This is a genomic window from Streptomyces sp. SAJ15, from assembly GCF_007595705.1.
GTDB lineage: Bacteria > Actinomycetota > Actinomycetes > Streptomycetales > Streptomycetaceae > Streptomyces.
This window is the reverse complement of record NZ_NISY01000013.1, coordinates 188155-209691: the sequence shown is the minus strand read 5'-3', so window position 1 is coordinate 209691 and position 21537 is coordinate 188155. Positions and strand designations below refer to the sequence as shown.

The following is a 21537-nucleotide window of genomic DNA, read 5'->3' as shown; positions in this document are numbered from 1 at the left end:
CCGTTCCCCGCGAACGGTCACCTCCCTTCAGCCTTCACCCGGTGCCGCGCCGTGTCTCACCCGGACACCGTCGCGGTGCGGCCCGCCCATCAGCGGTCCGCGCCGGGCCTCAACCTCGCGGATGTACCCATGTCGCAGCAGCTGCCCGTGATCGATCTCTCCGCCGCCTCCCGCGGACCGGAGGCCCGTGCGCGACTGCACACCGAACTCCATGCGGCCGCCCACGACGTCGGCTTCTTCCAGCTGACCGGCCACGGCATCACCGACGCGGAGACCGCCGAGCTGATGCGGGTCATGCGCGCCTTCTTCGCGCTCCCCGAAGCCGACCGGCTCGCGATATCCAACCTGGAGTCCCCGCACTTCCGCGGCTACACGCGGATCGGCGACGAGCACACCGGCGGCAGCCGGGACTGGCGCGACCAGCTCGACATCGGGGCCGAGCGGCCGCCGCGGATCCCCGGCCCGAACGACCCCGCGTACTGGTGGCTGGAGGGCCCCAACCAGTGGCCCGAGGCCCTCCCCGAGCTGCGCACCACCGCCCTGCGCTGGGTCGACCGGCTGAGCGACGTCGCCAACCGGCTGCTGCACGAGCTGTTGGCGTCGATCGGCGCGCCGCCGGACTTCTACGACGACATCTTCCGCGACGAGCCGCATCTGCACCTGAAGATGGTGCGCTACCCGGGGCGGGCTCCGGACGGCGCCGACCAGGGCGTGGGCGCCCACAAGGACTACGGCTTCCTGACGCTGCTGCTCCAGGACGACATCGGCGGGCTCCAGGTGGAGCGGGCCGACGGCGCCTTCCACGACGTGCCCCCGATCCCCGGGGCGTTCGTGGTGAACCTCGGCGAGCTGCTGGAGGTGGCCACCGACGGCTATCTGAAGGCCACGCACCACCGGGTGGTCAGCCCGCCCAGCGAACGCGAGCGCTTCTCGGTGCCGTTCTTCTACAACCCGCGGCTGGACGCCCGGGTCAAGCCGCTGCCGTTCGCCCACGCGCAGTCGGCGCCCGGTGCCACCCGAGACCCGAACAACCCGCTGTTCGCGGAGTACGGTCGCAACGAGCTCAAGGGCTGGCTCCGCGCCCACCCCGGTGTCACCCGGCGCCACCACGCCTCGCTCCTGGAGGAGAACGCGTCGGCGGCCTGACGCCGCTCTGCGGCGGTACGAGACGGCTTCCGACGGGCGGCACCATCACCCACGCACTCGGCACCGGACCCACCAGCCGCCGGGCCGATCAGCCGTTCACGCCCACGAAGGCGCGGAACGCCTGACCCGGCATCAGCCGGGTGGCCTGGACCTCGGTGAAGCCCGCTCCCTCCAACTGCGCCAGGAGTTCGTGGTGGTGCGGCAGCGGGCCGCCGAAGTCGGCCAGGTCGAACCAGAGGTTGAGGATGCGCAGCCCCACGTTCCCGTCCCGGCACGAGGTGGTCAACAGCAGCCGCCCGCCGGGCGCGAGCAGCCGGCGGGCCCGTTCCAGCACGGCGACCCGCTCCCCCTCGGAGAAGTAGTAGATGTTGTTGTGCATCATCACGAGGTCGAACGGCTCCCCCGGCTCCAGCTCCCGCAGGTCGGCGCGGCGGGTGTCGACCCGGTCGGCCAGCCCCCAGCGGGCCAGGTTGGCGGCCGCCTGGTCCGCCACGTCCTGTTGCAGGTCGACGGCGAGCCCGGTCAGCAGCGGGTTGAGGCGCGCCGCGTGGCGTGAGTAGACGCCGGTGCCGCAGCCGATGTCGAGCAGCCGGACCGGTCGGCCGCGGTCCACGACGCGTTCGATGGCCGCCTCGATGAACGGCTCCAGGACCCGGCTCGCCCGCGCGGTGACCTCGCCGTCCATGTCGCCCAGGGTGAGCCGCCGGCCGTCCTTGATCATGGCGGGCGCGTGGAGCAGCGCCGGGATCTGGTAGCTCACCATCTGCTCCAGGGAGGCGGCCACGGCCTCGTTACCCTGGCGGACGAGCGCCCTGGACAGCCGGCCGCGGAGCCGGTAGCGGTCGCCGCGGCGGCCCAGCTCGCCCAGCTCGACGCCCACGTCCAGCCAGCCCCGGAGCCGAGGGCCGGCCTCGGCGGGCGCGCCGAGCGCGAGGGCCAGCTCCTCGGCGGTGCGCGGCTGGTCCGCCAGCAGCCGGAGCACTCCGTTGTGCACCGCCGAGGTCAGGAACGCCGCGCGGCAGACGGGGGTGAGCACCCTCCGCCAGAGCGACACCAGCAGAACGCCCTGCCGGTTGCCGACGAGCTTGGCCATCGTCCGTAGGTTGCTCAAGGTCTCTCCTCGAAGGGTATGGGGGTCCGCTCGGTGGGCGCGCGTGCGCCGGTCCGCGGGGTCTCGCCGCGCGATCCGTCGCCACGCGGCCACGGCGCAGTCTCAGACCCCTTCCGAAACCCGCGCAAGACCGCCCTATGCCCATGGCTCCCGGGCCTCTTGACCGTGCTGCGAGCATGGACGGCGCACACCCCACCAGCTAGGACATCCGTACGACGACACCCGAATGAGGTACTCGCGCATGCACCGGACCCGGCCGACCCTGGAGAACGTGGCACTGTACGCGGGCGTCTCGCGCGCCACGGTCTCCCGCGTCGTCAACGGCTCGCCCAAGGTCGCCGAGGACAGTCGGGAGGCGGTGCTCCGGGCGATACGGGAGCTGGGCTACGTGCCCAACCAGGCGGCGCGCAGCCTGGTGACCCAACGCACCGACTCCTTCGCGCTCGTGCTGTCCGAGGAGGCGGGGCGGGTCTTCTCCGACGACCAGTTCTTCCCCGGCATCGTGCGCGGGGTGAGCCAGGAGTTGGAAGAGGCCGACAAGCAACTGGTGTTGATGATGGCCCGCTCGGCGGCCGGCCGCGAGCGCATCGAACGCTTCGCCCTGGCCCGGCACGTGGACGGGGTGATCATGGCCTCGCTGCACGGCACCGACCCGCTGCCGGCCCGGCTGGCCCGGATGGGCATCCCCGTCGTCTGCAACGAGCGCCTGCTGGGACCCCGGTCGCTGCCGTATGTCGGGGTGGACAACGAGGGGGGTGCGGCCGCCGCCGTACGCCATCTGCTCGACTCGGGCCGCACCCGCATCGCCACCGTCGCCGGGCCGCGCGACATGGTGGCGGGCATCGACCGGCTCGCCGGCTACCGGACCGAGATGGAGGCCGCGGAGCTGCCGCGGTACGTCGCGGTGGGCGACTTCACCCGCGAGTCGGGCGCCCGCGCGATGCGCGAACTCCTCGCCGACCGGCCCGATCTCGACGCGGTCTTCGCCGCCTCCGACCTGATGGCCATGGGCGCGCTGCACGCGCTGCGCCAGGCGGGCCGCCGGGTCCCCGACGACGTGGCCGTGGTCGGCTTCGACGACATCGAGCCCGCCCGCTACACCGAGCCGCCGCTGACCACCGTCCGCCAGCCCATCGCCCACCTCGGCCGGGTGCTGGCCCGCCAACTGCTGCGGCTGGCCGGCGGCGAGGAGGTGGAGCCGGCGGTGGTGCTCCCGACCGAGCTGGTGGTGCGCGAGTCGGCCTGACCGGGGGCTCCCTGCCGTGCGGCCCCGCTAGCCCCCGGTGTGCCGGGGCAGCAGCGCCCGCAGCTCCCGCTCGAACTCGTCGTAGCGCAGCCGCAGTTCCCTGCCCGGCCAGTCGGCGGGCAGCAGCCGACCGGGCAGCACCGGATCGGCCAGCAGATGGCGCAGGATCGCGGCGGCGACCGTGAAGCGCGCGGCGGGACCGTCCGCGCGGTCCAGGGCCGACAGCAGCGCCCGCGCGTGCCGCGCCCAGCCGTCCAGGTCCCACAGCCGCGCCGCCAGCGCGGCCGGGTCGTCCCGCGGGGCGCCGGTCAGCAGCGTGCACTGCGCGGCGACGACGGGCGGGTGCGGGCGCAGCAGGTTGTCGGGGCGCAGCCACGTCCCCTCGCGCAGTTCGGCGAGGCGCAGTTCGGCCATCGCCTGGCGCAGCGCGGCGCGCTCGGCGGCCGGGCGGCGCTCCGAGGTGACCACGGCGATCTCCCACCCGCCGCTCCAGCGCCGGGTGTGCGGGGCGCGGCTCTCGTCCTGGCGCGCCTGGCGGGCCAGCAGCCGCGCGGTGAGGCGGTAGCCGCCGTCGTGCGGTTCGAGGTCGCCGGCGGCGACCATGCGGGTCAGGGCGGTGCGGACGGTGCCCTCCGCGGTGCCGAACAGCGCTCCGATCCGGACCAGCGCGCGGGCCGGGAGCTGCGGCGGGTGGTGGCCCAGCAGGGTGCTGAGCACCACCGAGCGCGCGGTCAGCGGGCGCAACGTGAGCGGCCCGGCGTCGGGGCTGGAGCCGGTGCCGTGGGTGGTGGTGCCGGCGTCGGGGCCGGATGCGGTGTGTTCCATGGCTACCCGGAAACCCTATCCCTTACAGTTCTCCATCACGCATGATGGAAGCGTAATACTTCGCTGACGCCCCGCCCCGCCGACCAGGAGGTCGCTGTGAGCGCAACCCACGAGGTCTTCAACCAGGCTCCGCCGCTGATCGACTTCAGCACCGCCGACGACGCCGCCCTGCTGGAGGCGCTGCGTCGGGACGGAGCCGAGTGGGGCGTGCCGGACGTCGGGGAGGTGGGCCGGCGCGCCGGCTCCGCCGAGGTGCGGGAGTGGGCGCGGATGGCCGAGGAGAACCCCCCGGTGCTGCACACCCACGACCGGTACGGCCACCGGGTGGACGAGGTCGAATACCACCCGGCGTACCACCGTCTGATGACGGTCGCCGTCGAGAGCGGCCAGCACGCGGCGGCCTGGAGCGAGCCCCGCGCGGGCGCGCATCTGGTGCGCGCCGCCAAGTTCTACGCCTTCGCGCAGGCCGAGCCCGGCCACGGCTGTCCGATCTCGATGACGTACGCCGCGGTCCCCGCGCTGCGCGCGCAGCCGGACCTGGCGGCCGTGTACGAACCGCTGCTCGGCGCCCGGACCTACGACTTCGGGCTGCGGCCCCCGCTGGAGAAGCGCGGCCTGATCGCCGGGATGTCGATGACGGAGAAGCAGGGCGGCTCGGACGTGCGGGCCAACACCACGCGGGCGGAGGCCCAACCGGACGGCTCCTACGCGCTCACCGGCCACAAGTGGTTCACCTCCGCGCCGATGAGCGACGTCTTCCTGACCCTGGCGCAGACCGACGAGGGGCTGACCTGCTTCCTGGTGCCGCGCGTCCTGCCCGACGGCACGCGCAACCCGATCCGGCTCCAGCGGCTCAAGAACAAGCTGGGCAACCGCTCCAACGCCTCCTCCGAGATCGAGTACGAGGGAGCCCTCGCCTGGCGGGTCGGCGAGCCCGGCCGCGGGGTGCGCACCATCGTGGAGATGGTCAACATGACCCGGCTGGACTGCGTGATCGGGTCGGCCGCCGGCATGCGCGCCGGGTTGCGACAGGCGATGCACCACGCCGAGCACCGGCGGGCGTTCGGCGCCGAGCTGATCGACCAGCCGCTGATGCGGAACGTCCTGGCGGACCTGGCGATCGAGTCCGAGGCGGCCACCACGCTCGCGCTGCGGCTGGCCACCGCCCTGGACCGGGCGGAGGCCGGCGATCCGGCGGAGGCGGCGCTGCGCCGGCTGGGGCTGGCGGTGAGCAAGTACTGGGTGTGCAAGCGGGGCAGCGCGCACGCCGCCGAGGCTCTGGAGTGCCTGGGAGGCAACGGCTACGTCGAGGACTCCGGCATGCCGCGGCTGTACCGTGAGGCGCCGCTGCTCTCCATCTGGGAGGGCTCGGGCAATGTCGCCGCCCTGGACGTGCTGCGCGCGCTGAGCCGCGAGGAGGGCGTGTTGGACGCCTTCCTGGCCGAGGTGGAAACCGCCGCGGGCGCCGACGCCCGACTGGACGCGGCGATCGCGCGGCTGCGCGAGCTGCTCCCCCGACTCGCCGACCCCCAGCGTGCCCAGTTGCTCGCCCGCCGGCTCGCCGAGCAGATGGCCCTCGTCCTCCAGGGCAGCCTGCTGGTGCGGCACAGCCACCCTGCGGTCGCGGACGCCTTCTGCGCCTCCCGCCTCGGCGGGGACTGGGGACACGCCTTCGGCACGCTGCCTCCCGGCGCCGACACCGGCCCCATCCTGGAGCGCGCCCGCCTCAAGGACGTCCGGTGACCGCATCGGACCCGGAGGGCCCGACGGACACCCCCGCCGGCGGCACGGCGGTCCGTGTCGAGCGGGTGGGCCCGGTCACCACGGTCGTCCTGTCCCGCCCGGAGGTCCGCAACGCGGTGGACGGACCCACCGCCTCGGCGCTGGCCGACGCCTTCCGCGCCTTCGACGCGGACCCGGGCGCCCGGGTGGCGGTCCTGTGGGGGGAAGGCGGGACCTTCTGCGCGGGGGCGGACCTCAAGGCGATGGGGAGCGACCGCGGCAACCGGGTCGCGGCCGACGGCGACGGACCCATGGGCCCGACCCGGCTGCGCCTCTCCAAGCCGGTGATCGCGGCGGTCAGCGGTCACGCGGTGGCGGGCGGCCTGGAGCTGGCCCTCTGGTGCGATCTACGGGTCGCCGAGGAGGACGCCGTCTTCGGCGTCTTCTGCCGCCGCTGGGGAGTGCCGCTCATCGACGGGGGCACGGTCCGCCTGCCCCGCCTGATCGGCGCGAGCCGCGCCATGGACCTGGTGCTGACGGGCCGCCCCGTACCCGCCGCCGAGGCGTACGCGATCGGCCTGGCCAACCGCCTCGTCCCGAGCGGCCGGGCCCGCGCCGAGGCCGAGCGACTCGCCGCCGAACTGGCCCGCTACCCGCAGGCGTGCCTCCGCTCGGACCGCGCGGCGCTGCTGGAGCAGGAGGCGCTGCCCGAAGAGGCCGCCCTTGCGGTCGAACTCCGGCACGGTCAGGGCGTCCTCGCGGAGGCCCTGACCGGCGCCGAGCGGTTCGCGGCGGGGGCCGGGCGGCACGGGGACTTCTCCGACATCTGACCACCCTCCGAGCACGGTGGGCTGGACCGCGCGAGGGTCATCAGCCGATCCCGGTGATCATCGACGCCGACGACAGGAGCAACGCGCCCAGCGCCCCCACGGCACCGTAGATCCGCATCTCACGCCGGGGATCCAGCCGGCGGACATACCGCGTGGTGGCGGCGGCGAAAGCCAGACCGCCCACGATGAACCACGGTCCCCACAGGCCGAGATACCAGCGGGTCAGCCCCGCCAGGTCAGGCGCGACGGAGCGGGTCCCGATCTCGACCAGCACTCCATGGACGACGAAGAGACACCCGTGCCAGACCAGCAGCACCGCTGCGCCACCGCCACAGAACACCATGAGACGGCCGACCCATCCGCCGCGCCGGCGTGTCAGGCCGACCCCGATCAGGGCCCCGAAGACCTTCAGCAGACCGGTCACCCACAAGACGGCCACGAACCACGCCACCCGGTCCTCGGCGAGCTCCACCAGGGACGGCGCCACCGTCGTCCGCGCGCCGAAGGTGAATCCCATCGCCCAGACGAAACTGGGTACCGCGAACAGGAGCCCCCACACCGCGGCAGCGAGCCCCGGCCATGCGCCCGGCCGTAGGCGGGGTGCCCGGCGCGGGGCCGGACGTACTGCATCGTTCACAGAGAGCTCGATCGCCATGACTCCATCCTGGCCGGACCACGACGACGAGATGTCATCCGCGCGGATGATCGACCTCCGCCGCGGGAGCTACCTCGCGACGTCCTCGTGGCTGAGACGCAGGGATTCAGACACGTCGGCCCCCACCGGAGTGGGGGCCGATCGCACCACCCCCGGAGCCGACCAGGGGTACCGTTCTGAATGTCTTGGGTTCAGAACGGAGCCAGCATGGCACAGCGCATCGATGAGCACACCGGCGCACGGATCGCGGACTACCGGAAAATCCGCCAGTTGTCACAAACGGCGCTGGCGCAACGGGCCTTCATCAATCGCAGCACCCTCGCCAAGATCGAGTGCGGGCTGTCACCGGCCACTCCCACCCTCGTCGCGGCGGTCGCCCGCGTCCTTCAGGTCGATGTGGCGGTCCTCAACGGCCAGCCCTACCTCTCCGAGATGCAGCAGGACCACCTCGACAAGCTGATCAGCCCGCTGTCCGAGGCACTGGACCTGTACGACCTCGGTCCGGACCCCGACATCGTGCCCCGGCCCATCGACCGGATCGTCGCCGACGTCGACGCCCTGTGCGAGGGAACGTGCGCCACGGAGTACAAGGACATCGGCACCAGGCTCCCGGGCCTGCTGGGCGAGCTCACCACCGCGCTGAGCCTGCTGCCGCCGGGTGAGCAACAGCGGCGCGCCAGCACCTCGCTGAGCTGGTGCTACTGGGTGTCGTACGAATTCGCCTACCGCCTCGGCTACCACCAACTCGCCTCGATCGCCCTGGAACGCATGGGCTGGATGGCCGAACAGGCCCAGGATCCGCTGCTGCTGGCCATCCGGTTGAGCAAGCGCAGCAGCATGCTGCTGCGTAGGGGCGACAACCGCATGTCGCTGAAGGTCATCGAACGCGGCCACCGCCTGGTCGAGCAGTGCGACGAGCCGCGATCCGTGCCGGCGCTCGCCGTCGCCGGCAGCCTCCACCTGGCCTCCGCCATCGCCGCGGCCCAGGCCAAGAACGGCGACGGCGTCAAGGGCTCCATGGAACTCGCGCGGAAGGCCGCCGAGGAGATCGGGCGCGACGTCCCCACCGTGTACTGGACGTCCTTCGGCAAGACCAACGTGATCCACTTCGACGTCGCCACCCGCGTGGAGCTGGGCAAGCTGGGCGAGGCGGTGAAGGAGGCCAAGGCGCTGCACTTCCCGCCGGGTCACCCGAAGATCCGGATGGGGCGCTACTACATCGAGATGGGTCGCGCCTACGCGGAGATGGGCCGCGGCGCGGCTGCGGAGCGATCACTGCGCCGGGCCCGTCAGGTGGCCCCTCAGCAGGCCAGGTACCACCCGCTCATGCGGGAGACGATCGGCACCCTGGTCCGGCGGCAGCGCCGGGCCTCCGACTCCCTGGCCTCCATGGCCGCCTGGGTCGGCATGTAGGACCCCAACGGGCTCATAGTGTTCCCGAATCGGGAACACTATGAGCCCGCCGCGTCGACACCATGTGACGGTCAACAGACCAACCGTCACTGGAGCCGACCATGACGACCCGCCCCCTCCCGTGGATGCCACCCCATAGCGGAGACATCAAGGCACAACCCGCAGGCCGTTCCTGGGACGCCGTCAAAGTCCCCGCACTGATCGGCAAGGCCGCCCTGACGTTCCTCGGCGAAGACTCCGGGGCCGTCATCGCCGACGGCAAATGCGCCCTGTGGTACTGGCTCGTGGCACCCGGCGCGGCCACGGACTGGACGCTGCACCGCGTCCTCGGCAAGGGCGCGTACGTCGCCGTGCCCCCGGCCGACCGTACGGAGGGGCCGGGCCTGCACTGGCGCGTACCGCCGGCACCGGGCCGCTGCCTCACCGAGCCCGCCGGGCTCCACGCCGCGCTGCTGGCCGCCGGCCACACCGTCAAGCACTGCCACCGCTGCGACCGCATGACGGCCGAACCCGTCGTCGTCGCCGACGTCCACGGCGCCACCGGCTCCGGCCACATCATCCACGCCTGCCCGGCCTGCGCGCCGCACTACCCGCCCCCGTACGACCCCCTCGCCCAGATCGCCGCCGACCGCCGCGCGCTCGAAGGGCGGAGCCGGTGAACCGCCGCCACACCACGGCGATCAACGCCATCACCCCGCCGGCCGGCGCGGCGCCCGTGAAGCAGCCCGCGGGCCTGACCTGGGACGCCGTACGGGTGAGCCTCGGCAGCGCCGACGACGTGCTCAAGCGGCTCGGTGACGAGAGCGGGGCGGTGATCGAGGACCCGGCCGAGGCGTGCCGGTACTGGCTGGTGGCCCCGGGTGCCGCCGAAGGGTGGACCCTGCCGCACCCGGTCCTCCGGCTCGGCGCCTTCGTGCCCGTGCCGCCGGCCCGACGTACCGAGGGCGCCGCCGTGCACTGGCGGGTGCCGCCGGGCCCCACCCGCGGCCTCACCGACGCGCTGCGCCTCCACGCGGCGCTGGTGGAGGCGACCGGCGGCCGGGAGGACCCGGTGCGCGCGGCCTGGATTCCGTTCATCGTGCACGCCACGAACTGCCCCGTGTGCCGCCGGTGCCCCACGGCGTGCACGACCGGGCTCGCACGATGGACCCGCTACCGGGAGGCACGGGCCAGGGCCCTGCTCTCGTAGGCGGACACCGTGTCGGGCGTTCAGGCGGTGAAGGTCTGGTCGCCGAGGCCGCTGAGGCACCGCTGAGTCAACTCGCGCTCTCGGTGAGGAGTCTTCCTCTGTGCCGGCCTTCGGCGATGGCGGTGTCGGGCGCGTGACACGACGCCGGCTCTCACGGCCTGTGCCGAGGGCGGCGGTCATTCCACCGGAGCAGGGGGGACGCGATGAGGCAGAGGCGTGTGAGGACGGTTCGGCGAGCGGTACGGGCGGGCGTGGTGGGCGTGGCCGTGACGGCCATGGCCGCCACGGTGTCCGCGGCGCCCGCGTGGGCCGGTTCGGAGCGGAGCGCGGACGGGAGCCCGGGGCACGGGGCGGTCCAGCGGGCGATGGAGGCCGTGGTGGACGGCGGGATCCCCGGTGTCACCGCCCGGACGAGGGACCGGGAGGGCGTCTGGAGGGGGACCGCGGGGGTGGGTGATCTGAGGACCGGCAAGCCGCGCGGCACCGAGGACCGCTTCCGAGTCGCCAGCATCACCAAGACCTTCGTGGCGACCGTGCTGCTCCAGATGGAGGCCGAGGGCCGGCTCCGGCTGGACGACACGGTGGAGCGCTGGCTGCCGGGAGTCGTCCGGGGGCACGGCCACGACGGGCGGAAGATCACCGTACGGCAGTTGCTCAACCACACCAGCGGTGTCTACGACTACACCAACGACGACGACTATCTGAAGAAGTACGTCTACGCCCCGGGCTTCCTGAAGCACCGCTACGACACCAGGACCCCGCAGGAGGCCGTGGACGTCGCCATGGCGCACCAGCCGGACTTCGCGCCGGGCACCCGGTACCAGTACTCGAACACCAACTACGTCCTGGCCGGGCTGATCCTGGAAGCGGCCGGCGGCGACTCGTACGAGGACGAGATCCGCGGGCGCGTCATCGAGCCCCTGGGCCTGCGCGGCACCAGCCTGCCCGGTGACACCTCGTTCATGCCCCGCCCCAGCAGCCGGGCCTACTCGACGCTCTCCCCCGACCCCGAGGCGACGAAGATCTACGACGTCACGGCGCAGAACGGCTCCCAGAGCTGGGGGGACGGCGACATCATCTCGACCACCGGGGACCTGAGCCGGTTCCTCAGCGCCCTGCTCCGGGGCGAGCTGCTCCCCGCCAAGCAGCTCAAGGCCATGACGACGACGGTTCCCCACCCCGAGGTCCCCACCGCCGGCTACGGCTTGGGCCTCGCGAAGTACCAGACGAGCTGCGGTACCACGGTCTGGGGCCACGACGGCGGCTGGCTCGGCTCACTGTCGGCGGTCGTGTCGACCGTCGACGGGCGCCACACCCTGGCCTACAACCTCAACGGCGACTGGGCCATGCCGGCCAACCTGGTGGAGGCCGAGTTCTGCGGCACCGAGCCGGGCACCGCCCCCGCGTCACGCCCCGGCCCGCAGCGGCCCGGGCGTACGCACGGGTAAGGGCGGCGCCGGCCGGGACACGCACGACGGGTAGAGTCCGCCCCCGCGTACGAGATCACGATGGGAGAGATGGGCGTTGGGGAGGATTCTGTGGCTGCACGATCCGAGCGTGTCCACCGGTGGGAGGTCGAAGTGGAGCAAGCCGGAGGACGGCCGGGTCTTTCGCGAGATACGGATCGCCGAGGGCCTCGCCGAGGAGCAGCGAGCCGCCCACCGCACCGTCGCCTTCCCTGAGCGGCACCTCCCGGCCGGCGGGGGCCTGAAGGAGTACCAGGCGGCACGCAAGCAGGGCGCGCGTCATCTGGTGCTGTGGGCCGACCCGTACCGCCACCAGGTGTACGCCCAGGTCGTCACCAGGTCGGCGGCCAAGGGGCAGTCGGCGGTGTTCGAGGTGCTGGGCGCGGCGGGCGAGTCGCTGGCGGTCATCCAGCGCGATCCGGCCGCGCGGGGCGGGGCGGTACGCACCCGCTGGACCGTGCGGCAGACCGGGAGGCAGCCGGCCGTCGGTCGGAAGGGCCACCCGGTGTGGTGGGCCCTGTGGTGGCTGATCTCGCCCATCCAGCTGGCCATCGTGATCGCCAGCATCCTCGGCGGCGGCGATGTCGCGCGCACCCCGCGCCGCACGAAGTGGCGGATCGAGGGGGAGACGGTGCTGGACTGGGCGAACGGATTCGGCGACTTCGGGCTGGAGGCCCTGGCCGACTGGTGGGATCCGCGGGTCACCGCCTCCCTGGTCGCCCTGCTCACCAGCCACGACAGCTGGCTGGGCAACGCCTGGGACACGCGGGTGGACTGACGGGTGGCCAGGGGCCGTCCGGAGGGGAATCGTCCGGACGATCACGGGGTTGAGGTGTCGGCACGCGAGATCTTCCAAGGAGCTGACATGTCCGACGAACCCGCCGTCCGCGAACTCCGCCTGGTGGTCACGGCGGCCGACTACGACGAGGCGCTGCACTTCTACCGCGACGTCCTCGGGCTGACCGAACGCGGCGCGTTCGCCTCCCCCGGCGGGCGGGTCACCATCCTCGATGCCGGCCGGGCCACCCTGGAGCTGACCGACCCCCACCATGCCGCCTTCATCGACGAGGTCGAGGTCGGGCGGCGAGCGGCCGGCCACATACGGGTCGCCTTCCAGGTGGACGACTCCGCCGCCACCACGGAGAAGCTGGCCGCCGCGGGGGCCGAGGTGATCGCCGAGCCGACGGTCACCCCGTGGAACTCGTTGAACTCCCGTCTCGAGGCACCGGGCGCGCTTCAGCTGACGCTCTTCACCGAGCTCGACGGGTAGCCGGCCGGCGACCGTCCCGGTCGCGGCCACGGGCGGCCTCCTGGTTCACGGCCCGACCGGGAGGCCCTTCGGCTCCTTGACGCGCTTCATGATGATCTGCGAGTTCACCTCGGTGATGCCCGCCAGTGTGGTGAGTCGCTCGATCCACAGTTGCTCGTAGGCGGTGATGTCGGCGACCGCGATGCGGAGCAGGCAGCCGGGGCTGCCGAAGAGGCGGTATGCCTCGATGACGTCGGGGATGTCCTGGAGGGCCGCTTCGAACGCCTCCACCGCCTCGCGGTCGCGCTTGACCTCGATGGAGACGAGGACCTCGAAGCTCCGGCCGACGGCCTCGGGGTTGATGATCGCCCGGTAGCCCTGGATCACGCCGTCCTGCTCCAGCTGGCGGACGCGGCGCATGCAGGGGGAGGGGGTCAGACCGACGCGCTGGGCGAGCTCCTGGATGGTCAGGCGGCCATCACTCTGGAGCTCACGCAAGATATTCTTGTCGATGGAATCCACCGCGCAATTATCCGCCACACTTCTCTGGATCGCGCGCTCAAATCAGCGATCCAATTGCGCGCGATTCGTCCTATCCTCCCTCTGCCCGGCCGCCACGCCCCCGTGGACGGCCGTCATGATCTCGATCGAGGAGGGACGGGCCGACGTGGGACAGGTCGTCGTCATCAGCACGGGTGGAACGATAGCCAGCCGCTGGCAGGGGTCGGGGTTCGCCGCCGACGCGCGGGGCGGCGACGTGCTCGCCACCGCCGCGGTGCCGGAGGGCGTCCTGGTACGGGTCGTCGACCTGATGAGCGTGAACAGCGCCCGGCTGACCACCCGCGACCAGCTGGCCCTGCTGCGGACGGTGCACGAGGTGCTGGCCGACCCCGACGTCGACGGGATCGTGGTCACGCACGGCACGGACACCCTGGAGGAGTCGGCCTTCCTGCTCGACCTCCACCACCACGACCCCCGCCCGGTCGTGTTCACCGGCGCCCAGCTCCCGCTCGAGGCGCCGAACGGCGACGGCCCGCGCAACCTGCACGACGCGCTGCTGGCCGCGAGCACCGCCTCGATGCGCGACATGGGCGTGCTGGTGGTCTTCGACGGGCAGGTGCACGCGGCGCGGGGCACCGTGAAGGTCCGGACCCTGGCGGCCGACGCGTTCGCCGACCCGTCCGGCAGCCCGGTCGCCGACGTCAAGGGCGGTCGCCTCCTCGTCCACCGGCGGCCGGAACGGCCGACGCCGCTGCCCCTGCCGGCCGACGGCGAGCCCCTCCCCCGGGTGGACATCGTGACCCACCACTGCGACGCGGACCCGGTGCTGTTCGACGCCGCCGTCGCGGCCGGGGCCCGGGGCATCGTCCTGGTCGCCACCGGCGCGGGCAACGCGACCCCCGAGATGGCCGCCGCCGTCGCCGCCGCGGTCTCCAAGGGCGTGCTCGTCGCCCTCACCACCCGCGTCCCCTCCGGACCGGTCGCCGAGATCTACACCCAGGGCGGCGCCGTCGACCTCGCCGCCGCCGGAGCCGTGCTCACCGGCACCCTCCGCGCCGGCCAGTCCCGGATCGCGGTCCTCGCCGCCGTGCTCGCCACCCCAGACGCGGACGACACGGACGGGCGGACGCGCGCGCTGCGCCACACCGTCGGCGCCTCGACCGCCGCCGACGGCACCCCGGCCGTCGCCGACAGCGCCCCGGCCTTCGCCGACGGCTCCCCGACCGTGGGCGTCGACGGCCCCGCCGTGACCGACGGCGCGCCGGCCGCCGGCTGAAACGTTTCCTCCCCCGCTCCCCCACCGCACCCGATCGGATACCCCATGTCGGCTCCCGTCCCCGGCCCCTCCCGCACCGAACACGACCTCCTCGGCGACCGCGACGTCCCCGCCGCCGCGTACTACGGCGTCCACACCCTGCGCGCCGTGGAGAACTTCCCCATCACCGGGACGCCCATCTCCGCCTACCCCGACCTCGTCACCGCCCTCGCCTCCGTGAAGCAGGCCGCCGCCCTCGCCAACCGCGACCTGGGCCTGCTCGACGGCCGCAAGGTGGACGCGATCGTGCGGGCCTGCGAGGAGATCCGCGACGGGCGGTGGCACGACCACTTCGTCGTCGACGTCATCCAGGGCGGCGCCGGCACCTCCAGCAACATGAACGCCAACGAGGTCATCGCGAACCGCGCGTTGGAGCTCCTCGGCCACTCCAAGGGCGAGTACCGGCACCTGCACCCGCTGGAGGACGTCAACGCCGGGCAGAGCACCAACGACGTCTACCCGACCGCCGTCCGCCTGGCGCTGCGGCTCGCCGCCGCCCGCCTGCTGGAGGCCATGGACGTGCTGCGTGAGGCGTTCGCGGCCAAGGCGGAGGAGTTCGCCGACGTCCTGAAGATGGGCCGCACCCAGTTGCAGGACGCGGTGCCCATGACGCTGGGCCAGGAGTTCGCCGCCTACGCCGTCATGCTGGACGAGGACCGGGCGCGGCTGACCGAGGCGTGCGCGCTGCTGAGTGAGATCAACCTCGGCGGCACCGCCATCGGCACCGGGCTCAACGCCCACCCCGCGTACCCGGAACTCGCCTGCCGCCACCTCGGCTCGATCACCGGCATCCCGTTCACCGTCGCCGGCGACCTGGTCGAGGCCACGCAGGACATGGGCGCGTTCGTGCAGCTCTCGGGCGTGCTCAAGCGGGTCGCCGTGAAGCTCTCCAAGACCTGCAACGACCTGCGCCTGCTCTCCTGCGGCCCGCGCGCCGGCCTCGCCGAGATCAACCTGCCGCCCGTCCAGGCCGGTTCGAGCATCATGCCCGGCAAGGTGAACCCGGTGATCCCGGAGGTCGTCAACCAGATCGCCTTCGAGGTCATCGGCAACGACGTCACGGTCACCTTCGCCGCCGAGGGCGGCCAGTTGCAGCTCAACGCCTTCGAGCCGGTGATCGCCCACAGCCTCCTCAAGAGCATCCTCCACCTCCGGGCCGGCTGCCTGACCCTGGCGGAGCGGTGCGTCACCGGCATCACCGCCAACCGCGAGCACCTGGCGCGCCTCGTCGCCCAGTCCATCGGCCTGGCCACGGCCCTCAACCCGTACATCGGCTACGAGCAGGCCACCGCCGTCGCGCAGGAGGCGCTCACCACGGGCGCCGCGGTGCACGACCTCGTCCTGACCAAGGGCCTGCTGACCCCGGAGCAGCTCGGGGAGATCCTGCACCCGGACAACCTCGCCCGCCCCCACATCCGGGCCGCCGCGGCCGCCGACGCCTGACCGCCCCGGTGACACCCGTACGCGCAGAAGCAACAGCAGTGACACGAGAAGGAAGCGACACCACCATGGCAACGGCGCCCAGCGTCTCGTACTCGATGACGGTCCGACTGGAGGTGCCGGCCGGTGGCAGCGCCGTGAGCCAGCTGACCACGGCCGTGGAGTCCTCCGGCGGGTCGGTCATCGGCCTCGACGTGACCGCCTCCGGTCACGAGAAGCTCCGGATCGACGTCACCATCGCCGCGACCTCCACCGCGCACGCCGACGAGATCGTCGAGAAGCTGCGCGGCATCGAGGGCGTCTCGCTGGGCAAGGTCTCCGACCGCACCTTCCTGATGCACCTCGGCGGCAAGATCGAGATGTCCTCCAAGCACCCGATCCGCAACCGTGACGACCTCTCCATGGTCTACACCCCCGGTGTCGCCCGGGTCTGCCAGGCCATCGCGGAGAACCCCGAGGACGCCCGCCGCCTGACCATCAAGCGCAACAGCGTCGCCGTCGTCACCGACGGCTCCGCCGTGCTGGGCCTGGGCAACATCGGCCCCAAGGCCGCCCTGCCCGTCATGGAGGGCAAGGCCGCCCTCTTCAAGCGCTTCGCCGGCATCGACGCCTGGCCGATCTGCCTGGACACCCAGGACTCCGATGAAATCGTCGCCATCGTCAAGGCGATCGCCCCCGGCTTCGCCGGCATCAACCTGGAGGACATCTCCGCCCCGCGCTGCTTCGAGATCGAGGCCCGACTGCGCGAGGCCCTGGACATCCCGGTCTTCCACGACGACCAGCACGGCACCGCCATCGTGGTGCTCGCCGCGCTCACCAACGCGCTGCGGGTGGTCGGCAAGGCCATCGAGGACGTGCGGGTGGTCATGTCCGGCGCCGGCGCCGCGGGCACCGCGATCCTCAAGCTGCTGATCGCCGCCGGCGTCAAGCACGCCGTGGTCGCCGACATCGAGGGCGTGGTCCACGCCGGCCGCGCCGACCTGGTCGACGCCGACACGCATTCTGACATGGCATCGCTGCGTTGGATCGCGGACAACACCAACCCCGAGGGTGTCACCGGCACCCTGAAGCAGGCGGTGCGGGAGGCCGACGTGTTCATCGGCGTCTCCGCCCCCAACGTGCTGGGCGGCGAGGACGTCGCCGCGATGGCCGAGAACGCGATCGTCTTCGCACTGGCCAACCCCGACCCCGAGGTGGAGCCGGCCCTCGCCCGGCAGACCGCCGCGGTGGTGGCCACCGGCCGCTCCGACTTCCCCAACCAGATCAACAACGTGCTGGTCTTCCCGGGCGTCTTCCGCGGCCTGCTGGACGCCCAGTCGCGCACCGTGAACACCGAGATGATGCTCGCCGCCGCGCGGGCGCTCGCCGACGTCGTGCACGACGAGGAGCTCAACGCGAACTACATCATCCCGTCCGTCTTCAACCCGCGCGCCACGGAGTCCGTCGCCGCGGCCGTGAAGCGTGCGGCTCTGGCGCTCCGTCAGGCCGAGTAGCCGGTACGTACGCCCGCCGAAGCGCGTCCCCCGCCGGGCCGCCGGGTCACCGGGGGACGCCGTCTCAGGCGTCCCCGGGCGGTGCCGCCGGCGCCTCGGCGGTGATCCGGTAGTAGTCGAGCAGCCCCTCCCGGTAGGCGGTGAGGAAGTTCCGCGACCAGGTCCCGGCGTAGCCCGCCGTGTCCAGCCAGCGGTCCCAGCCGGGCCATACCTGTGCCCCGATCGACTCCACCCGCACGGCGCGGAGTCCGGCCGCGCGCAACGCGTCGGTCAGCGCGTCGAGCGGATGCGCGACGTCCAGGCCGCTGGCGAAGCTGTCCAGTATCCCCGCCAGACGCTCCTCGGCGTCGGGGCGGTCATCCGGCGGAAAGAATCCGGCGAGGGCCAGACGGCCGCCCGGGCGCAGCACCCGGCCGGTCTCGCGCGCGAAGGCCGCGAGATCCCGGAAGTGCTGGGCGGCCTCGACGCTGTAGACACCGTCGAACCGTCCGTCCTCGAAGGGCATGTGTTCGGCCGCGCCCTCGCGGAAGCGGAGCCGCCGCGGGCTGCCGTCGAGCAGCCCGCGGTTCTCCTCCGTGGCCCGCCGTACCTGCTGCGGATGGATGTCCATGCCGGTGACCTCGTCGAAGGCGAACTCCTCGACGGCCAGGGCGCAGCCGAGTCCCCGCCCGCAGCCCACTTCCAGCACGCTGCCCCGCGCCCGCGCGGGGCCCGCGCTCTCTTCCGTACGGGTGAGCGCCTCCAGCACGCGCCGGTACAGCTGCTGTTGGCTCCGGACGCGGTCCGCCACCGTCAGCGGGCGGGTGAGGTCGATGCCCTCCCAGTGGCCGAAGTTGATGAAGCCGCCCGCGAAGGCGGGGACCGTGCTGAGGTCGGCGGGCCCGTACACCTCGCGGACCGTGGGCGGGATGGATCGCTTGGATTCCGAGGTCATGGGCGCCCCTTGTCTCCTGCCGCGCGGTCGACGGTACCTGGCCGCCGGAAGCCTAGTGGGCGCCCGCCGGGGTCCGCCACGGTGCTTGACAGGGCGCGTCGCGGGGGTGGCTCCCGGTCGGGAGCCTGCCCGGCGCGGGTCAGGGGCTGACGGCGAGGCATCCATCTGCCGCACGGCGACCGGACCGTAGACCCGGCGGCTGGGCGGGACGTCCCTGCCCCGGTGACCCGGCGGCGGAGCCCGTGCCATCGTGGAGCCGCCCGATTGGTCTGCACCTGCCACCGGAGGGTCGATGCGCGACACCACCGTGACACCGGGGACGCCCTGCGCCACTCCCAGGGACGGCGAACCACCCCTGCACCGCCTGGAGGTGTCCCTGCCCGACGCGGTGCCGTTCGCCGCGGGGAGCTTCGACGCGATCGGCCCGCTGTCCCGGGCGCCCTTCCCGCACCGGCACACCTTCTACGAGATCGTCCATGTCACGGCCGGCACGGGGACGCACGTGCTGGACCTGGTCCGCTGGGAGCTGCGCCCGCCGCACCTGTGCGTGATCCCGCCCGGGCAGGTGCACCACTGGGCCGACGTCCGTGAGCTGGACGGCACCGTCGTCCTGTTCACCGAGGACTTCCTGCTGGACCACCCGGGCGACCGGGCGCTGCTGCGCCGCCTCGGGGAGCGCCCCTGGCTCGGCCTCGACGCGTCCGCGCACGCCCGGACCGCGCGGCTGATGACCGAACTGACCGAGGAGTACCGGCAGGGGTCGGCGGGCTTCGAGACCGTGCTGCGCTCCCTGCTGCACATCCTGGTCGTCCGTACGGCACGGCTGTGCGGCTCCGGCGCGGCGCCGCCGCCCACCCGCCCGGGGGCCGTCGCCGAGGAGTTCGCCCGACTGGTCGCCCGCACCGAGACGGCGGTGTGGTCCGTGCGGGAGTGCGCCGAGCGACTGGGGGTCACTCCCGGATATCTCACCGAGGCGGTCCGGGCGGCCACCGGACGGACCCCCGCCCGCCTGCTCCGGGAGGCCCGCGCCTGCGAGGCGCAACGCCTCCTCATCAGCACGGAGTTGTCGGTGCGTCAGGTCGCCACCCGGACCGGCTTCGCCGACCCCGCCTACTTCTGCCGCTTCTTCCGCCGGGAGACCGGGACCAGTCCGGGCGACTTCCGAAAACACCACGGTCACCGCGCCCCGTCCATCGAAGCCGCGGACACGCCCGCCTAGGTTCATTGCCGACCCCCCTCACCTCCCCCACGAGGAGCAGGCATGGACAGCGAGGCCAAACCCGCCCACGTCAGCCGCAAGACGGTGCTGCGCGCCGCGGCAGCCGTCGGCATGGCGGTGCCCGTGACCCTCATGGGCGTGCCGGCGCTCGCCCGCACCCTCACCGGGAGCGGCGAGCCCCCCGCGCTCACCCCGCCGTGCGACGACGGGGACGACCCGACCCCGCCGCAGACCGAGGGCCCGTACTTCAAGCCCAACTCGCCCCGGCGGAGCAGTCTGCTGGAGCCCGGCCTGCCCGGCGTCCGACTGACCGTCAGCGGCTATGTCTTCGGGCTCGCCTGCCACCCGGTCTCCGGGGTCCTGCTGGACTTCTGGCAGGCCGACACCAACGGCGCCTACGACAACGCCGGGTTCCGCCTCCGCGGCCACCAGTTCACCGACTCCCGCGGCGCGTTCACGCTCACCACGATCGTGCCGGGCCTCTACCCGGGCCGCACCCGGCACCTCCACGTCAAGCTTCAGGCACCGGGCAGGCCGGTGCTGACGACCCAGCTGTACTTCCCGGGAGAGCCCCGCAACAACACCGACCCGATCTTCGACCCCCGGCTGCTCATGTCCGTGCGGGACACCGGCGGGGCCAAGGAGGCCGCCTTCGACTTCGTGCTGAACGTGTCCCAGGGTCCGGGTCCGACGCCCACGCCGACCGCCACCGCGACCACCCCGCCGCCCGGCGGGACATGGGCCGTCGGCACCGCCTACGCGGCCGGGGACCGGGTCACCCACGGCTCCTCGGGCTATGTGTGCCTCCAGGCGCACACCGCCCAGCGCGGCTGGGAGCCTCCGTCGGCCCCCGCCCTGTGGCGGGCCGGCTGAGCGACCGCCCCCCGGGCCACCCCTGGGCCGGTCCCGGATCCCGCGCCATCCGTCCGCCGCCCGGCCCATGACGGAGCCGCCTCCGGTCGTCGCCGCGCGAGAAGGAGACCTCGGGGTCATTCGGTCTCGAGGTCGCCGCCCGCGGCGAGGCGGCGGACCTGGTCCTCCTGAGCGAGCCGCCGCAGCAGCTCGAGCATGGGGGCGGAGAGGGCGAAGACGATGACCGCCCGCTCGGCCTGGGCCGCCGGATCGTCGATGGCGGCGGCGCGCTGGAGGTCCAGGCGGGCGGTGGAGCCCGCCAGCTCCGCGTAGGCCAGGAGCCGGTCCAGCTGGTAGTCCGCCTTGAGTCGCCTGAGCTCCTTCAGCGCCGTCGTCAGCCCGCGGACGTGCGGGGAGGTGCTGGGCACCTGCCAGCCCATGGCCTCGATCAGGTCCGCCACGTCCGCCTCGGCGGCCGCCTCGGCCTCCGCCTCCCCGTCGGCCTCCCCTGCCGGCGACTCCGCGACGGGCACCGGCAGGGCATAGCTGATCGCCCCGAGGGCCCCCTCGGTGCTGTCGGACTGCTCGACGGCGGTCAGCACGTCGCGGGTGGCGGCGATGGACAGCCCGCCGAGGGTGGTCAGCGCCTTGATGAGCCGCAGCCGCTGGACGTGCTCCTCCCCGTACTCGGCCAGCGTCGCGGCGGTCGCCCGACCGGCGGGCAGCAGGCCCTGCCGCCGGAAGTACTTGATGCTGGCGACCGGCACGCCGGTCACGCGGCTGAGCTCCGAGATCTTCATATGACTTCCTCGACTGATGGTGCGGCCGGGCACCCGCCGGCAGGCGATTGGACACCCCACCTCGATACTGTCACTATCTAGCAGCTAGATACCTTAAGTATCTAGTTACGGAATGTCATCGCACTGGAGCA

21 protein-coding genes are annotated in these 21537 nt (G+C 73.0%); 15 read left to right on the top strand and 6 right to left on the bottom strand.

Annotation, left to right across the window (positions count from 1 at the left end; translation table 11 throughout):
* The first annotated feature begins 129 nt into the window (after window positions 1-129).
* Window positions 130-1146: an isopenicillin N synthase family oxygenase gene (locus tag CD790_RS27215; protein ID WP_144385995.1), complete on the top strand. Its 1017-nt coding sequence runs from the start codon at window positions 130-132 to the stop codon at window positions 1144-1146.
* An 88-nt stretch (window positions 1147-1234) separates the two neighbouring features.
* Here CD790_RS27215 and CD790_RS27210 read toward each other — a convergent pair whose 3' ends face one another.
* Window positions 1235-2257: a class I SAM-dependent methyltransferase gene (locus CD790_RS27210; RefSeq protein ID WP_260867909.1), complete on the bottom strand. Its 1023-nt coding sequence runs from the start codon at window positions 2255-2257 to the stop codon at window positions 1235-1237.
* A 241-nt stretch (window positions 2258-2498) separates the two neighbouring features.
* Between CD790_RS27210 and CD790_RS27205 the strand changes: the two genes are divergently transcribed.
* Window positions 2499-3503, top strand: a complete 1005-nt coding sequence (locus CD790_RS27205; protein WP_144385994.1) for a LacI family DNA-binding transcriptional regulator — start codon at window positions 2499-2501, stop codon at window positions 3501-3503.
* A gap of 27 nt (window positions 3504-3530) precedes the next feature.
* Here the strand turns inward: CD790_RS27205 and CD790_RS27200 are convergent, their stop codons facing one another.
* Window positions 3531-4328: a PaaX family transcriptional regulator C-terminal domain-containing protein gene (locus CD790_RS27200; protein WP_144385993.1), complete on the bottom strand. Its 798-nt coding sequence runs from the start codon at window positions 4326-4328 to the stop codon at window positions 3531-3533.
* Between the two features lie 96 nt (window positions 4329-4424).
* Here CD790_RS27200 and CD790_RS27195 point away from each other — a divergent pair, with 96 nt between their 5' ends.
* Both CD790_RS27195 and CD790_RS27190 read left to right on the top strand, forming a co-directional pair.
* Window positions 4425-6071, top strand: coding sequence for an acyl-CoA dehydrogenase family protein (locus CD790_RS27195; RefSeq protein WP_144385992.1), 1647 nt, complete (start codon window positions 4425-4427; stop codon window positions 6069-6071).
* Window positions 6068-6880, top strand: a complete 813-nt coding sequence (locus tag CD790_RS27190; protein WP_144385991.1) for a crotonase/enoyl-CoA hydratase family protein — start codon at window positions 6068-6070, stop codon at window positions 6878-6880. Before CD790_RS27195 ends, CD790_RS27190 begins: the two co-directional genes overlap by 4 nt.
* 40 nt (window positions 6881-6920) lie before the next feature.
* On the opposite strand, the gene CD790_RS27185 is transcribed toward CD790_RS27190, so the two are convergent.
* A complete protein-coding gene (locus tag CD790_RS27185) occupies window positions 6921-7535 on the bottom strand; it encodes a DUF3995 domain-containing protein (RefSeq protein ID WP_144385990.1) in 615 nt (204 codons plus the stop codon).
* Between the two features lie 207 nt (window positions 7536-7742).
* On the opposite strand from CD790_RS27185, the gene CD790_RS27180 reads away from it, so the two are divergent.
* From CD790_RS27180 to CD790_RS27155, 6 genes are all read left to right on the top strand, one after another.
* Window positions 7743-8948, top strand: coding sequence for a helix-turn-helix transcriptional regulator (locus CD790_RS27180; RefSeq protein ID WP_144385989.1), 1206 nt, complete (start codon window positions 7743-7745; stop codon window positions 8946-8948).
* Between the two features lie 101 nt (window positions 8949-9049).
* On the top strand, window positions 9050-9607 hold the full coding sequence (locus CD790_RS36235; RefSeq protein ID WP_260867908.1) for a hypothetical protein: 558 nt from the start codon (window positions 9050-9052) through the stop codon (window positions 9605-9607).
* The gene (locus CD790_RS34880; RefSeq protein ID WP_186319263.1) at window positions 9604-10137 is read left to right on the top strand and encodes a hypothetical protein; all 534 of its coding nucleotides are present in this window, start codon (window positions 9604-9606) and stop codon (window positions 10135-10137) included. Before CD790_RS36235 ends, CD790_RS34880 begins: the two co-directional genes overlap by 4 nt.
* Before the next feature lie 218 nt (window positions 10138-10355).
* A complete protein-coding gene (locus CD790_RS27165) occupies window positions 10356-11585 on the top strand; it encodes a serine hydrolase (protein ID WP_260867907.1) in 1230 nt (409 codons plus the stop codon).
* 109 nt (window positions 11586-11694) lie between these two features.
* A complete protein-coding gene (locus tag CD790_RS27160; RefSeq protein ID WP_144385987.1) occupies window positions 11695-12381 on the top strand; it encodes a hypothetical protein in 687 nt (228 codons plus the stop codon).
* A gap of 87 nt (window positions 12382-12468) precedes the next feature.
* The gene (locus CD790_RS27155; protein WP_144385986.1) at window positions 12469-12873 is read left to right on the top strand and encodes a VOC family protein; all 405 of its coding nucleotides are present in this window, start codon (window positions 12469-12471) and stop codon (window positions 12871-12873) included.
* A 45-nt stretch (window positions 12874-12918) separates the two neighbouring features.
* Here the strand turns inward: CD790_RS27155 and CD790_RS27150 are convergent, their stop codons facing one another.
* On the bottom strand, window positions 12919-13374 hold the full coding sequence (locus CD790_RS27150; RefSeq protein ID WP_144385985.1) for an Lrp/AsnC family transcriptional regulator: 456 nt from the start codon (window positions 13372-13374) through the stop codon (window positions 12919-12921).
* Window positions 13375-13489: 115 nt separating this feature from the next.
* Between CD790_RS27150 and CD790_RS27145 the strand changes: the two genes are divergently transcribed.
* From CD790_RS27145 to CD790_RS27135, 3 genes are all read left to right on the top strand, one after another.
* The gene (locus CD790_RS27145; RefSeq protein WP_260867906.1) at window positions 13490-14629 is read left to right on the top strand and encodes an asparaginase; all 1140 of its coding nucleotides are present in this window, start codon (window positions 13490-13492) and stop codon (window positions 14627-14629) included.
* Between the two features lie 45 nt (window positions 14630-14674).
* Window positions 14675-16111: an aspartate ammonia-lyase gene (aspA, locus tag CD790_RS27140; protein WP_144385984.1), complete on the top strand. Its 1437-nt coding sequence runs from the start codon at window positions 14675-14677 to the stop codon at window positions 16109-16111.
* Between the two features lie 65 nt (window positions 16112-16176).
* On the top strand, window positions 16177-17601 hold the full coding sequence (locus tag CD790_RS27135) for an NAD-dependent malic enzyme (RefSeq protein ID WP_144385983.1): 1425 nt from the start codon (window positions 16177-16179) through the stop codon (window positions 17599-17601).
* A gap of 64 nt (window positions 17602-17665) precedes the next feature.
* On the opposite strand, the gene CD790_RS27130 is transcribed toward CD790_RS27135, so the two are convergent.
* Entirely contained in the window at window positions 17666-18535 is an 870-nt protein-coding gene (locus CD790_RS27130) for a class I SAM-dependent methyltransferase (protein ID WP_144385982.1), read from the bottom strand.
* A gap of 292 nt (window positions 18536-18827) precedes the next feature.
* Between CD790_RS27130 and CD790_RS27125 the strand changes: the two genes are divergently transcribed.
* Both CD790_RS27125 and CD790_RS27120 read left to right on the top strand, forming a co-directional pair.
* Entirely contained in the window at window positions 18828-19754 is a 927-nt protein-coding gene (locus CD790_RS27125; protein WP_144385981.1) for a helix-turn-helix domain-containing protein, read from the top strand.
* A 42-nt stretch (window positions 19755-19796) separates the two neighbouring features.
* Window positions 19797-20627, top strand: a complete 831-nt coding sequence (locus CD790_RS27120; RefSeq protein ID WP_144385980.1) for a carbohydrate-binding protein — start codon at window positions 19797-19799, stop codon at window positions 20625-20627.
* A gap of 116 nt (window positions 20628-20743) precedes the next feature.
* On the opposite strand, the gene CD790_RS27115 is transcribed toward CD790_RS27120, so the two are convergent.
* Window positions 20744-21406, bottom strand: a complete 663-nt coding sequence (locus CD790_RS27115; RefSeq protein WP_144385979.1) for a MerR family transcriptional regulator — start codon at window positions 21404-21406, stop codon at window positions 20744-20746.
* Window positions 21407-21537: the final 131 nt, after the last annotated feature.